Consider the following 14,744-nt stretch of genomic DNA (forward strand, 5'->3'; position numbering starts at 1 on the left):
AGCATGAGCGTGGCTGTCGCTCAGATCGCGGTGATTGACGGGGCTAACCTCGACAAGCGGCAAGAGGACGAGCAGCACAGCACGAAGTCGGACGAGGCCAAGAAGGATGAAACCGACAAGAAGAAAAGCGTCGTCTGCACCTATTCGAACAAATACCGATCACAGATGTTTCGCCGATCGCCGGCCGAAGCGTTGCAGCGCGACGCGGGCAACGTGAAGATGATCCGCTATTATGCGCAAAAGTACGGTGTGCCCGAAGGCCTGGCGCTTTCCGTTGCCTATCAGGAATCGCGCTTCGACACATGCGCCGGGAGCCACACCGGCGTCAAAGGCGTCATGCAGCTGACCAAGGGCACCGGTAAGTCCATGGGACTTGACCGCGACGTGAACGAGCAGAACGTCGAAGGCGGTGTCAAATATCTCGGGATGGGTGTCAAGCAATGCGGGGCGACGAATTATAGCTGTCTTGCCTCCTTCTACAACGGATCGGACGCTGCCGAGCAAAGAGGGTGGGCCGGCGGTGTCGGACGCTGGAACGGCTACTTCAACGACTATGTATCGAGCGGCAAGGCTCCGGCCGCCGCACCGCCACCCTTCTCGATCGTCACCGCCGACGGCGCGGGCGGCACGGCGCAGGGCGCGGCTATGGGTGCGGTGAGGAAGGCGGCTGGCGGTCTCGATGCAAGTTCATCGCAGATGGGCGCCAACGACGCGACAATCGACGCGCTGGCGGGCAATGTCGGCCAGGTGACCGAATACAAGGACGCTTGGGAGCTGAACTCGTCGGCTCGTGGGATCAACGCCGATGTCACCAACCAATACCTCGCCCAGGCCGGGGATTTTACGGCGTTGCTGGCCCAACTTCTGTCGTTGCAGAACGTTCACGCATCGCAGTCGTCCAAGCTGATGCAACCGCCAAAGAGCGGCTCTCCAAACCCGCTGTCTTGTGATCCCGCGGAACTGGAACGGTTGAAGATCGATCGCCGCCGGTCGCTACGATGCGCGGTTGAGAACGCGGCGGCGAGCTCGGCCGACAGCCGCTCGACGATCATCGCCAGCGACCCTGCTGGTGCTGCCAGCGTGATCGATTCCCTACAGCAATAGGAGGCTGACATGAAGAAATTGGCGATTGCTGCCGGCATGGCGCTTTGGACGAGCGCTAGCTTTGCACAGATTGCGGTCATCGATGGCGCCAATCTCGATGTCGCCCGCAAGAATGCGGAGAACACCAACTCCATCATGGACTCGAACAAGGATATCCTGAAAAAGAGCGAGGAGATATTGCAGGCTCTTAGTGGCAGTCGTGATGGTTCGCTCGGCATCGGACAAATGGGCCTTGGCGGCAACATGTCGATTGCGCAGGCTCCGTCGTTCGGATCGATCCTGAATGGCGGCGCGCTTTCGTTTGGTGGCCTGTCGCCCGAAATCCAGAAAATCGCCGGCGCCGTCATCAATGGGCTGCAGCTGGTGAAACAACTCCAGCAGATTGCCGGCAAGGAGACAAGCGCCGTCAACACAGCCTATGGCGGCAGCGTCAACGTGGCCTCGCTGCTAAGCGCGCTGACGTCGCAGGCCTCGCAGGGCGTCACCCAGCGCCAACAGTCTCTGCAATCCGCGAGTGGGCAGATCGGGCAGTCGCAGGACGTCAAGGGATCGGTGGACCAGAACACCCGAATGCAGCTGGAAAATGCGCGCGCGGTCAACGAATTGATCGGTGTCCAGAACGGCGCGGTCGCGGCCCTGAATGAGAAGCTGAAGGGGGACCTTCTTCGTCAGAGCCAGGTGCAGAAGATGATGACGCCGCGCAACGTCAATCCGTTCGCGGAATTTGGCAAGAGCGGAGGCTAGCGCTTGTCGAGGCGAGTGCTTTGCATATGCGCTTTGATTGGGCTCGGCGCAGTGCTGTTTGGATGCGCAAATCGCGAACGGAAAGCGCCGTGCGGGCCTTTGGCGTATGCCGCCGCTGACGAATGCGGCGCGCTAAAACCGGTCAATTCAGCGCCGTTCGCCAACATCATTGACGAGGATCCATGAACGGTCTCGCCGCAAGCATTCTCGGTGGCATTGACAACATCGGTGAGGACTTCGTCCGCACCGTCTATATGCAGTTGGGCAATGCGATGGGCAACGTCTTCACCCTCATGCTGACCCTCTATATCGTGTGGTGGGGTTATTCGATCCTGAGCGGGCGGGAGTCAATTTCGCCGCTCGAAGCGGCCTATCGCCTCGGCCGCGCCGTCATCATCTATCTGCTGCTGACCGGATGGGGCACATTTTCCGCGACGATCTACCAGCTTGTTCAAAGCATTCCAGATGAGGTCGGCAAGGTGATCGTCGGCGCCGTGTCGCGAGCCACCGGCAATCAGCTCAGCGACCAGGCGGCAATTCCAGCGCTTATCGACAACCTCTATCAAGGGGCGCAGGACGTCGCCAATCAGGTCTATAGCGGATCCTTCTACGACATTTTTGGCGCGCTCTTGTCGCTGCTCGTCCTGCTGTCGGCCATCATCTTCGCAGCGCTTGCCATTGCCGCGATCATCGCCGCCAAGGTGATGTTGTTCATCACGCTCGCCCTGGCGCCGATATGGATCATTCTTTGGCTTTACCGCTGGTCATCGCGCATGAGCGAAGGCTTCCTTTCGCTCACCACCTTTCTCATGATCCAGCAAATCCTGATCTACGGCTTTCTCGGTTTCTACTTCTCGCTCGTCAATGCGGCGCTGAACACCGCCACGTCCGGTGGAGCGACCATGGACAGCAAGATGTCGCTGGTGCTGCCCCTGGTGCTGGTGACGATCATCGGGATCTACGTTCTCATGCAGATACCCTCGATTGCCTCCATCCTGAATGGCGGCGGGTATCTCAGCACCGTGGGCGCATACAACCCTTATAGAAACTTCGGCAGAAACGCGGTGCGCTACTCCGGTGCCCGATGGGCCGCCGGCCGCGCCGCTCGGGGCGCCCGGCAGCTCGCAGCAAACAGCTTCCGGTCTCCGCGAGCAGCAAGGGCGGACGACGCAGCTCGGTCCGCCATCCAGCAAGGTGCGCGCGATAACGCCAAGCCTCTGGCCTAGAACACACGAACGATCACCGATCGCGGCCCTCGATCGGATCGGGATCGTCGCGCAAACGAGGCAATACTAAAGTGTCAATCTCAATGGAAACACCTGCTAGCAGCCGCCGCGAACTCGTCGACAAGCGCTATTACAGGGCAGGCGCGACCTGGGAAGACGACACGCACAGGTCAATGCGTCGATCGCGCACATTGGCCTGGATCGTCAGCGGCATTTCAGGGCTGGTTGCTGTGCTGTCGCTGTTGGCGCTCGTGCTGATCCTGCCCCTGCGGCAGTTCGAACCGTACGTTGTCGAGGTCGACAAATCGACGGGCTACCTCGAGATCATGCGCGCGCTCAAGCCTGGAGATTTGTCACAGGACGAAGCCGTCACGGCGGCAAATCTCGTCCGCTACATTCGTGCCCGAGAAACATACGATTCCCGGGAACTGAAACAGAATTACGACCTGGCGCAGCTCTACTCAACCGACGCGGCGTCCAAGGATTTGACTTGGCTTTTCACGCCTGCAAATCCGCAATCCTTGGACAAGACCTATGGCCGCAATGTCACCGTGGCGGTCGAGATCAAGTCGGTTTCCCTGCTCAATCGCAATACAGCTTCGGTGCGCTTTGCCACGACGACGCGGCGGGACAATTCGTCCACCGCCGACAGTTGGGTGGCGGTGATAAAATTCCGCTACACCTCAACGCCGCTCAAGAACGAATGGCGTTTCGACAATCCGCTGGGATTTCAGGTTACGGATTATCGCCGCGACCAGGAATCGGCCCCGGCCGCGGGGAGCCTGCAATGAGACGGCGCGCGGGCCTCGTCCTATCGGCCGCCCTTCTGCTCGGCGCGATGCACAGCGCGGCCGCACGCGACGGCCGCATCCGATATGTCACCTTCAACAATGACGACGTGACGTCGGTGCGCGCCGCTCTTGGCATTTCGACCATGGTCGAGCTCAGTCCGACCGAAGTCATCGAAACTGTCTCCGCTGGCGACACGAAAGGCTGGTCAATCATCCCCAAGCGCGGATCCCGGTTCCTCTTCGTCAAGCCGCTGGAGCGCGATGCATGGACCAACGTCAACGTGGTCACCAACCGGCGCGTCTATTCCCTGCTGCTGCAGGCGACTGACAATAGCCGTGACCGGGCATCCTTCCAGGTCCGGTTCAAATACCCGGACGAGGATATCAACGCGCGCCTGCTCTCGCAGGCCAAGGAGAGCGCCGCCGATCCGGATTTGAAGGACCTGAACTATGCCGCTCTCAACTACGACTATGCCTACAAGGGCGACGACAGCTTGAAGCCGCGCACCGTGTTCGACGACGGCACCAAGGTGTTTTTGGAGTTCAAGGGTGACATCCCGGCGATTTTCGTGGTCGACGACAAGCGCCATGAGTCGCTGGTCAACGTTCGCACGCAGGGCAAATACACCGTCATCGACAAGGTGGCACGGCAATTCACCTTGCGAGCCGACGGCAAGACGCTCTGCCTGTACAACCGGGCTCGACCCAACGCCATCGATCCAGTCGAGCAGGTCTACGGTCCAACGAAACTGACACGCGGTTCCACCCTGTTCGGATCCAGCGGGGGGCGGTGATGACGCAGATCGACTATAACCAACTGGACGGCAGCCCGACGGTGGCGCGCCGCGGTGCGGGTGTGGGTACCAAAATCGCCCTGGTCGGCCTCGGCGTGGTGCTCGTGGGCGCGTTGATATGGCTGAACTGGCCTCGAGAGCCGATATCGCGCGATCTTCGCAGCGATGCCGAGGAAAACTTCAACCCGCCAGAGTTTCGCCCGCCGGCGTTGAACGAGCCGCCTCAACCGGCCGACGGCACGATCGACCAGATCGTGGTGCCGCCACCGGCCGCCGACCAGAACGGCACGCAGCAAGCCGACAATGTCGATCAGACCGTGCAGGAGGGTGCGGATCTCGATGCGCAGCGGCGGGCGCTGGAGGCACAAATGGCGGCCGAGGAAGCTCGCCGCAAGGCCGAGGCGGAAGAAGCCCGCCGCAAGGCCGCGGCCGACGACGAGGCTCGCCGCAAGGCTGAGGCCGCCGAGCATGAAAAAGCCGTGTGGGAACGGCTGCGCTCGAACCAGATGGTGACGAATGGTGAAACCGGCTCGACGGACGCCGGCGCCCAGGCGGCACAGGTCGAAATCGCGCCCGACGGTCAGATCATCCCGGTCCCCGGCGCCGACAGCGATCCCAACAAGGCATTCCTGGCACAGTCAGAGGCAAGCTCTTCCAGCATCGTCAAAGCCAGGGTCTTCCGACGCACCGATGCGTTGATCCCTGAAGGAACGATCCTTCGCGGCTATTTGGAAACCGCTGTTAACACCGACCTTCCCGGCGCCGTGCGCGCTGTCGTGCGTGAGGATGTCTTTTCGCTCGACGGCAGGCGGATCCTTATTCCAAAAGGCTCGCGCCTGACCGGGGAATACCGCTCTGGACTCGCGCGCGGTCAAAAGCGTGTTTTCATCGTCTGGAACAGGGTCATTCGCTCGGACGGTATTTCCGTCGATATCAAATCGCCTGGCGCAGACGCGCTTGGCCGCGGTGGCATGGGCGGCCGTGTCGATACGCACTGGGTTGAAAGGTACGGCAACGCCATCATGCTTTCCGTCGTTGGCGGCGTCTCTGAATATCTGTCCTCGCTTGGCGATAGCGGCCAGGATGGACAACAGCGCCAGGTGTCGACGATCGATCCCGTAACCGGTGAGACCACGACCGTAACTTATGGTGGCAATGGGTCGCAGCGCGACGCCCGCGGCATCGCCTTCGACAAGTCATCGACCGCCCTGCAGCAACTCGCGCAGGAGGCGTTTCGCGACACGCAGAACATTGGCCCGACAGTCTACGTCGACCAGGGCACATCGGTTGTCGTGCTGGTGCGGCGAGATCTCGATTTTTCGGATTTGTACGCCGATCCCGTCCAGGAAGAAGTGGCGCGCCTGAAGGCAGGAGGGCGGCCGAAGACGGCGATCGATCCCACGCCTCTTTACGCGACGCCAAAGGATCATTTTTATCCCAGCTATGGGAGGCCGGTGAAATGAACGCCGTGCATCCCCTCCCCGACCCTTGGGCAAGAGCCCCGGTGCTGCGCGCGCACCTGGAGCCAATATGGTCCTTTTTGAACGAAGACTCGGTTTCCGAGATTGCGATCAACAGGCCAGGTGAATTGTTCATCGAACGCCTCGGCGCTAAGGAAATGGAGCACGTCGTCAAGCGCGAGGTCACGCCCAGCTGGATCCGCAACATCTCGACGGGCGTCGCCTCGGCGACAAATCAGGTCATCAACGAAGAAAAACCGGTCCTGTCGGCAGCACTACCCTCAGGCGAGCGCATCCAATGCATCTTGCCGCCCGCGGCTCCCGAAGGCGGGGCGATATCAATCCGCAAGCAGGTCATCATGGACATGAGCCTTGATGCCTACAAGAATCTCGGCGCATTCGAAAACACGGCGATGGGTGCCGGCCTGGCGCTTTCAACCGAAGAAAAGCGACTTGTGGAGATGTTGCAGGATACGTCGCCGATGGAATTCCTGCAGTATGCGGTGCGCAACCGCGTCTCGATCGTCGTTTCTGGCGGCACGTCGACCGGCAAGACGACGTTCTTGAATGCGCTCTTGAAGGAGATCCCGGCTCATGAACGGATCATCACGATCGAAGATACCCGCGAACTGAGGCTGCCGGCTCCCAACAATGTCACGCTGATAGCCTCGAAGGGCGACCAGGGCCTTGCCAAGGTCTCCGCCCAACAGCTGCTCGAAGCCTCGCTTCGCATGCGACCCGACCGTCTGTTGTTGGGTGAGTTGCGCGGCGCTGAAACCTTCGCGTTTCTCCAGGCGATCAACACCGGCCATCCCGGTTCACTCACGACTGTTCATGCCAATTCCGCCCGGTCCGCCTACGAGCGACTGGCGCTCATGGTCATGCAGGGCAGTACGGGCCTCTCACGGAGTGAAATCCTCGACTACCTGCGCGAGGTCATTCCGGTGGTCGTCCAGATGGTCCGCACCGAAGGCGGCCGGCGCGGCATCAGCGAGATCAAGTTCACCAAGGCGGAGACGATCTAGAGAGGCCCCATCCATGCAGAAAATCGCAACAGCAATTTTCATGATGCTTATGGCGATGGCCATGGGCGCCCTGCTCTTCACGGTCGCCTATGTCGCGACCGATTGGTACCGGACTGGCTCCCACGTCCTGTTCGACCAGCTGAACGCCAATCCCTTGCCGGTTGTTCGTCGGGCATGGTCGGACGTGATGGCGAGGAATTTTGGCAGGATACAATACGCCGTTGCAGCAGGAGCATTAGGGTTTCTCTTGCCACTGGTAAGCTTGTTTCTCATGCGTCCGAGAAAGCGCAATGACTCTCGCTTCATGACCATGAGCGACGTATCGAAAAGCGGCCTTACGAAAGTGGGCGGCGTCTTCGTCGGTCGAGCCGGCGGCAAGCTCGCCGAAATTTTGTCGCCCGGCCGCGATCAGCGCTCCGGCAAGATTCATCTGACCAAGCGCAAGCTGATTGGTGGCAAGAAATTGTGGATTGATGGCGATGATATCGGCGGCTTCGTCATAGGGCCGCCGCGCTCCGGTAAGGGCACGTCTCTCATCATCCCGAACGCCTTGACCTGGCCGCATTCGCTCGTGGTTCTCGACCTGCGGGGCGAGACCTATGCGGCGACTGCTGGTTACCGTTCGACCATGAGCCGCGTGGTGCGTCTCGCGCCGGCTGATCCGGACGGCAATACCGCATGCTACAATCCGATGGACTTCATCTCGCTGGACTCAGCACAGCGCGACATCGACCTTCGCAACATCGCAGCGGCATTGTTTCCGCGCCCCCCTTCGAACGCGGACCCTTATTGGGTCAACGATGCCCGCCTCCTTTTTACGGGCATTGCGTCCTTCGTCATGGAGGCGCCTGCAATCCCGAATGAGAAGAAAACCTTCGCCACAATCCTCGAGATCATGAACGGTGCCGAGCAGCCGCTCCTGGACTTTCTCGGCTCGCTACGCGAGGAACGCCGCCGCGAATGCTCGCATTTCACGCTGCAAACCCTGTTGCCCTATTTTGAGATGTCTGAGCGGCAGTTTTCCGGAATCTACGCCGGCGTGCGGACCGGCATGGCCCCCTTTCTCAACGAGCGCCTGATGCGAGCTACCTCGCGCAGCACGTTCGATATTCGCAATCTGAAGCGCGACCGGATCTCTCTTTATCTCGACGTACGGCGCGAGCAGATCACCTCACTTGGACCGTTGTTCAACGTCCTGATTACGCAGATGATGAACTTCATGTCGGAAACTATGCCGCGTCCGGATGAGCATCCGGTGCTTGTGCTGCTCGACGAGTTCCAGAATCTCGGCAAGCTCGAGAACGTGACCGAAATGGCGAGCGTGCTCGGCGGCAACGGCGTTTCCATGTGGTTTTTCGTGCAGTCGCTGAAGGCCGTAGACGAGATTTATCGCCAGGAAGGGCGCAAGACGCTCATCAACGCTGCTCGCGTGCAGATCTTTTTCGGCGCGCAGGACGCAGACGATCTGCGCTACGTTTCCGAGCAGCTCGGCGAAACGTCGGACGTGCAAAAGGACGTGACGCGCACCAAGGCAACGCTGTTCGACACATATTACACGCGCTCGGAGCACCGCAAGGAAGTGCGGCGGCCCCTGATGCGGCCAGATGAAATCCGTACGCTCGACAAGAGCAGCGTCATCATATTGCCGCGTGGCGAACTGCCAATCCGCGGCACGCGCAATTTCTATTTCGCCGACGGTCAGCTCGCCAAACGCGCGTTCATGCCCCTGCCCGCCTCTATCGAGGTTTCGCGCACGAAAAGACCTGCGTTGGACGCTTCCACGGCGGTTCCATCTCCCGCGCTCCCGACGATTGTGCCGACACCACCCGCGTACCGCTCAGGCCTCTTGCAGACCCGCCTGCGGCGCGGCGCAACATTTGCCGCAAAAGCAGGCCCTATAGCTCCGCCGCCGGGCCGGCTTGCAATCGTAAAAGAACGGCTGAAAGCAACAGACGCTGGATCCGTACCAGCTTATGCCACCGTCGATTTTTCCGCTTTGGCCGCCAAAGCGGTGACAACACGCATAGCGCCCGACAAAGAAGCGGCGGTTGCGGCGATCCTGAAAAAGGTGCGGTCTCTGCGCGCCAACGCATCCGACAGCGAGACTTTCGATCGAAATCTCAGCATCGTCGAAGATGCTTTGCCTGATCTAGTCGATTAGCCGTAAGCGGTGTTTCGGGACCACCTTTCGGGAGTGGTCGCGATCTGTGAGGTTGCCGGTTCTGCATTGGGATCGGAGATCGGCTTGTGTCTGGACTTGACCTTACGTTTGCTCCGGAGCGGCAACCTCGACGTTTCGAGGTGATCAACGGTGCTGGCGGTCGGCGGCAGTGGTCGATGGATGACAAAGCGCGGATCATCGCGGAGACGCTGGAGCCGAACGCAATCATTTCCGAGGTCGCCCGCCGGTATGGCCTCAGGCCGCAGCAGGTCTTCGCCTGGCGCCGCGAAGCGCGCAAACAGGTTGCTTCGGTGCAGCAAGATTCTCCTGCCTTCGTGCCGGCGGTTGTGGCGGCGCCGGAACCTGTAGCCAGGCATCCATCGAAGCAGCGGAAACGGAAAGCCACCCGAGACGCCGGCGTGATCGAGCTTGAGATCGACGGCATCGCCATGCGCGTTGGCCGGGGTGCGGATGCGAAGACCGTGACCGCAGTGATCCGCGCGCTGAAGGCGACGACGTGATTGGGCCGACGGGTGCGGTCAAGGTCATGGTGGCGACGAAGCCGGTGGACTTCCGAAAGGGCGCGGAGGGGCTGGCTGCGCTGGTGCGCGAGACGATGGGGGCCGATCCGTTCAGCGGGGCCGTCTACGTCTTCCGGGCGAAGCGGACTGACCGGATCAAGCTGATCTTCTGGGACGGCACCGGAGTCTGCCTCTATGCCAAGCGTCTGGAGGACGGCGAGTTCCGCTGGCCGAAAGTGCATGACGGCATGATGCGGCTGACGGCCGCGCAGCTCTCGGCGCTACTCGAAGGTCTCGACTGGCGGCGGGTCCACGAGGCGCGCCGGACCCGCGTTCCAGCCCAGGCGGGCTGACCCGCGACCAAGTGAATCAGCCTGGATTCCGCTGTCGCGGGCTGTCGGCGAATATGGTCTGATCCGCTCATGGCGATGACGGATGACCAGCTTCCCGACGATCCGGACGCGCTGAAGGCGATGGTCCTGGCGCGCGACGTCGAGAATGTCCGTCTGATTCAGATCATCAAGGAATTGCAGCGTCACCGCTTCGGCCGGCGTGCCGAGACGCTCCCCGAGGATCAATTGCTGCTGGGGCTCGAAGAGGCCGAACAGATCGAGGCCGCCGGTGACGAAGAGCAGGCACAGACCGCTCTTGGCGAACGTCAGGCGCGTGTCGCCAAGCGCAGGGCGAACCGCGGCGCGCTGCCACCCCATCTTCCTCGCGTGGAGATGGTCGTCGACATCGAGGATCATGCCTGCCCGTGCTGCCGCAATGGCTTGCATCGGATCGGCGAGGACATGAGCGAGCGGCTCGACATCGTTCCGGCGCAGCTGCGTGTGATCGTCGTGCGCCGGCCCAAATATGCCTGCCGCGCCTGTGAGGATGTGGTGGTTCAAGCTCCGGCGCCCGCCCGGCTGATCGAGGGCGGCCTGCCGACCGAGGCGACGGTCGCCCAGGTGCTGGTCTCAAAATATGCCGATCATCTGCCGCTCTATCGTCAGGCGCAGATCTACGCCCGGCAGGGCATCAATCTCGATCGCTCCACGCTCGCCGACTGGGTCGGCCGCGCTGCCTGGCACCTGCGTCCGGTGCATGAGCGGCTGCTTGGCAAGCTGAAGTCCTCGCCAAAACTCTTCGCCGACGAGACGACCGCGCCAGTGCTCGATCCCGGCCGCGGCAAGACTAAGACAGGTCAACTCTGGGCCTATGCCCGCGATGACCGACCATGGGAAGGGAGCGACCCGCCGGGCGTCGCCTATGTCTATGCGCCGGACCGAAAGGCCGAGCGTCCGATCGCTCATCTCGCAGGCTTCACCGGAATCCTTCAGGTCGACGGCTATGGCGGCTATCGCGTGCTGGCCGACAAAAGCGGCGTGACGCTCGCCTTCTGCTGGGCACACGTGCGCCGGCGCTTCTATGAACTGGCCGTGTCCGGACCAGCGCCGATCGCCAGCGAGGCGCTCAGACGGATTGGCGAACTCTACAAGATCGAGGATGACATCCGTGGCCGATCGGCCAACGAGCGCCGCGCGATGCGCCAGGAAAAGAGCGCTTCAGTTATCGCCGACCTCGAACCTTGGCTGCGAGAGAAGCTCGGCCTGATCAGCCAGAAGACAAAGCTCGCTGAGGCGGTCCGCTATACGCTCTCGCGCTGGGAAGGTCTCTCGCGCTTCCTCGACGACGGTCGCATCGAGATTGACAGCAACACGGTCGAGCGGTCCATCCGACCCATCGCACTCAGCCGCAAGAATGCGCTCTTTGCAGGCTCCGACGGCGGTGCCGAGCACTGGGCCTTCATCGCGTCATTGATCGAGACCTGCAAGCTCAATGGTGTCGAACCGCTCGGCTATCTCACTGACGTCCTCACCAGGATCGTCGATGGTCATCCCAACAGCCGGATCGACGATCTCCTGCCATGGGCCTACGTCACAAAGCCAGACCTCAAGGCCGTGGCCTGAGAACAGCGCTTACGATTAGCCGAGAATCTACGGCGATCGCCGACAACGAGCCTCCCGCCCAACACAGGCCGCATTTGATGCGCTAGCCGCCACGGTTTAAACTGCGAGGTCAAAGTAGCTATTCCCGCAGACGTCCTCAGGCTAGCTCAATCGCCTTGACCAGGGCAGTAGGGAGCCAGCCCTTGCCATTGAGCTCTTTTTCCCCTGAAACACTCCGCCGGTCTTCGGGGCGCGCTCCACCGCCTTCGCTGCATGTTCCGGGCAGCCTGCCTCTCGCATCACCCCGCCGATGTCGGCTTTCGACAGTCGCGAGAGGAAGGAAACGCCGCGCCGCGAATGCGGCCACCACCAAGGAGGGCGTACAAAGTGGAGGCGATGAAATGCACGTAAGTCGGGCAAGTTGCCGGAGCCGTTTCGTTGAGGCCGAGAGCTGCTTAACAGGGCGGCCTAAGGGCGTCAGCATAGCGCCCCTGAAGGCGGGACGCAGGACTGGCCGCCCCGGAAAGGTGCTCCATCCGCATCACCGTAAATGGGTAGGAACCGAGTAAATCCTAATTCAGGCCTGCGTGGAATGCCGGGCTCAGCGTATAAGTCACATTCGCACCCGCTTTTTTCTCTAACACCCTCAGATGCTTCATGTCGTAATTGACATCAAATATATATGTCGTTCTCTCGGCGTGGTGGATCCCAATGAAACCATAATACAGAAGAAATTCGATTACGTTTTCAACGCGGTTGGGAGCGATATCGGCCCCAAGGACGATCTTCTCAAGGTGATCGCGACTGAAGCTCTCGCCTTCTCCAATGAAATGGTAAATCAGGGTGGTATCCGCTCCGAGAATATCGGTGAGTTCTTGATCAGCGTCGGTAATAAGATCGAGGGAATAGCTCCTGAGGCCCTTCTCGATGTCGTCCTGCTCGATTTTTTCGTGCCCAAGCCCGACTGCGAAACCGCGGCAATGCCCGATCAGCTTGATAAGATTGCGTGGCCGCATCAACGACCTCTCAATCAGAAAGCTTGATGTCTCCTCGCCCTTAAAGTGGCTGATAGCGACACTCGACCACACCTTATCGAAAGGGGTTTTGGGCGGGAAGAGGCCTGATATAAGCCGACGGCGCAACATTTCGCGCAGGACATCTGGCTCGGTCCAATCCAGCACCGCGCGGCTTTCTTTGCCATAGTCGGCAGATGCCTCAACAAGGAGCTGGTAGACGTCATTCCGCACGAAAACAACGCAGTGGAAGTCGTGCTCGTCCGATTGCATTTGGCGCTGGATCTTACGCGCTGCGTCGATCAAGGCTCGGAGGATTGTGACGTCTTCGTCGTTGAGCCCGTGAGCCGACCATCCCTTATCGAGATTGTCGAATAGCACCCACACGCTGTCCTTGAACTCGAGATATGCTGAGAGCGCATCGCGCACATCCTTGATGTTATGTTTGTAAACGAGCTCTGTAACCTGGGCCGAGGTCAACCGTTGTTCCCGGTCCGTCTGGCCGTAGGTGCGCTTGAAACTATCGACAAGCGACCTGGACAGAGATTGCAGCCGTTCCGAAAAATCACCTTCCCCGGCGTCGCCCGACTCGTAGGCTTTCTGCAGGGCCAGATACGGCTCATAGAGCCTGCCGTCGCGCATATACTTGGTCTTGTCCTTTTCGAGGACCTTATAGCAAATCTCCAAGTAGAGGACGTACTCGAACAGAGCAGTGATGAGGTGGGTTCGGGCACCCTCGGCCAGGTAATCCAGAACGTCCTCTTTAAGACGGATGAGCTGGTAGCCCTCGGGCTTCAGGTCGACCACAATGTTCTGGACCTTGGCGCGCTTCTCGTTTCGGAGCTGTGAGAATAGCGCGGTCTTTCCGGCCCCTTTTCGCCCAACCACGAGGTTCACCTCGCCACGGGAAGCTCGGCCATATTGATCCGTCCTTAGGTAATATCTGGCAAGCGTCTGGAATTCGTTCTCTGCAATGGCATCGCCTATGGACAGCTCCGACAGAAAAGAACCTTTTGGGGCAGCAAGCGGGTCATCTGCTTGCATTCGCTCGGTCACGTCGAGCGCAAATTCATTGATGAGCTCGGCGATATCTTCGGCTTGAGAGAACGTTTTTACCATGTCCCGCACATCAAGCGGCGCAGGTCCATCCGGAGGCTGGAGGATCAGGGTGACTTTGCCCAGCCCGAATGCCAGACCGGCTATAAAAGCTGCGCGTATGTTGTGTACGTCGGCGTCGACGAAGCTAGACGGCAACAGCGGCACGATGGCCCCGATACAGGCCGAGATGTCGACCACAGCTTTGCTTGCCGACATCCTGATTTCCTCTTGGGGTATGAAACTCCGAAACCCTAAGCGAGATTTCTTGACCCTCGCGCCGATCGCCAGCATCGGTGCGTTCGACGCCGGGGTGTTCAAGATATAAACCGGCGCCTTTTTATTCGGTTCGACCCGGAGGGGTAAGGGATTGTTCGGCGTTGCGCCATGGAGAATCCTGGCTAAGCCTTGGCCTTCGGAATAGGTGGTGAAGCCCAAAGTGTCGAAGATCCCGATTTTCGTTATCAGCGAGGCCTCGCGGGCGATGTTCTGGTTGCGGACCAAGTGCACGCGTTTTCCGAGGCCAATAGCGTAAGCAATCTCAAACGTGACGTTGAAGTTCATTATTGTCACGTCGGCGAACAGCATGTCCGCATCGGAAATCGCCTCGAATATTGGGTCCGTCAATGGCCTGCCGGAAATGTCATTTTCCTGCCAAAGCGTGATCTCAAGGTCCCGGCGCGACTGACTTAATACCTGCTTGGCGGACCGGATCGCCTCAATCACGTCGCGCTCAGACGACGGATATGCAAAAAATGCCTTCATATTCCCCCCCAGACTTCTTTATAAATAATTATCTCCTTTTCAAAGTTCCAGCTGTTGATCCAGTTGAACACAAGAATTGACGGTGCGCAGTTCACCCAAGGCGCGCTCACA

Annotated in this window: 12 protein-coding genes; 11 read left to right on the forward strand and 1 reads right to left on the reverse strand. The window is 60.1% G+C overall.

The annotated features are described in order from the left end of the window. The first annotated feature begins 3 nt into the window (after positions 1-3). From ACSQ3Z_RS32080 to tnpC, 11 genes are all read left to right on the forward strand, one after another. A complete protein-coding gene (locus tag ACSQ3Z_RS32080) occupies positions 4-1,104 on the forward strand; it encodes a transglycosylase SLT domain-containing protein (protein ID WP_436175227.1) in 1,101 nt (366 codons plus the stop codon). Between the two features lie 9 nt (positions 1,105-1,113). Then, on the forward strand, positions 1,114-1,848 hold the full coding sequence (locus tag ACSQ3Z_RS32085; protein WP_436175228.1) for a type IV secretion system protein: 735 nt from the start codon (positions 1,114-1,116) through the stop codon (positions 1,846-1,848). 182 nt (positions 1,849-2,030) lie between these two features. Next, positions 2,031-3,074, forward strand: coding sequence for a type IV secretion system protein (locus ACSQ3Z_RS32090; protein ID WP_436175229.1), 1,044 nt, complete (start codon positions 2,031-2,033; stop codon positions 3,072-3,074). A gap of 83 nt (positions 3,075-3,157) precedes the next feature. Next, positions 3,158-3,865, forward strand: a complete 708-nt coding sequence (locus tag ACSQ3Z_RS32095) for a virB8 family protein (RefSeq protein ID WP_436175230.1) — start codon at positions 3,158-3,160, stop codon at positions 3,863-3,865. Further along, entirely contained in the window at positions 3,862-4,659 is a 798-nt protein-coding gene (locus ACSQ3Z_RS32100; protein ID WP_436175231.1) for a TrbG/VirB9 family P-type conjugative transfer protein, read from the forward strand. The genes ACSQ3Z_RS32095 and ACSQ3Z_RS32100 overlap by 4 nt, the downstream gene beginning before the upstream one ends. Continuing rightward, entirely contained in the window at positions 4,659-6,122 is a 1,464-nt protein-coding gene (gene virB10, locus ACSQ3Z_RS32105) for a type IV secretion system protein VirB10 (protein WP_436175232.1), read from the forward strand. Before ACSQ3Z_RS32100 ends, virB10 begins: the two co-directional genes overlap by 1 nt. After that, the gene (virB11, locus tag ACSQ3Z_RS32110) at positions 6,119-7,144 is read left to right on the forward strand and encodes a P-type DNA transfer ATPase VirB11 (protein ID WP_436175233.1); all 1,026 of its coding nucleotides are present in this window, start codon (positions 6,119-6,121) and stop codon (positions 7,142-7,144) included. The genes virB10 and virB11 overlap by 4 nt, the downstream gene beginning before the upstream one ends. A 13-nt stretch (positions 7,145-7,157) precedes the next feature. Beyond that, positions 7,158-9,305, forward strand: a complete 2,148-nt coding sequence (locus ACSQ3Z_RS32115) for a type IV secretory system conjugative DNA transfer family protein (protein ID WP_436175234.1) — start codon at positions 7,158-7,160, stop codon at positions 9,303-9,305. A 140-nt stretch (positions 9,306-9,445) separates the two neighbouring features. Beyond that, entirely contained in the window at positions 9,446-9,826 is a 381-nt protein-coding gene (gene tnpA / locus ACSQ3Z_RS32120; protein WP_436175436.1) for an IS66-like element accessory protein TnpA, read from the forward strand. Next, entirely contained in the window at positions 9,823-10,179 is a 357-nt protein-coding gene (tnpB, locus tag ACSQ3Z_RS32125; RefSeq protein ID WP_023709031.1) for an IS66 family insertion sequence element accessory protein TnpB, read from the forward strand. The genes tnpA and tnpB overlap by 4 nt, the downstream gene beginning before the upstream one ends. A gap of 69 nt (positions 10,180-10,248) precedes the next feature. Further along, the gene (gene tnpC / locus ACSQ3Z_RS32130; protein WP_436175235.1) at positions 10,249-11,781 is read left to right on the forward strand and encodes an IS66 family transposase; all 1,533 of its coding nucleotides are present in this window, start codon (positions 10,249-10,251) and stop codon (positions 11,779-11,781) included. Positions 11,782-12,332: 551 nt separating this feature from the next. On the opposite strand, the gene ACSQ3Z_RS32135 is transcribed toward tnpC, so the two are convergent. Beyond that, positions 12,333-14,633 (reverse strand): P-loop ATPase, Sll1717 family, encoded by a 2,301-nt coding sequence (locus tag ACSQ3Z_RS32135; RefSeq protein WP_436175236.1) that lies wholly within the window; start codon positions 14,631-14,633, stop codon positions 12,333-12,335. Between the last annotated feature and the right edge of the window lie 111 nt (positions 14,634-14,744).

The organism is Mesorhizobium sp. LjNodule214, assembly GCF_964252735.1.
GTDB lineage: Bacteria > Pseudomonadota > Alphaproteobacteria > Rhizobiales > Rhizobiaceae > Mesorhizobium.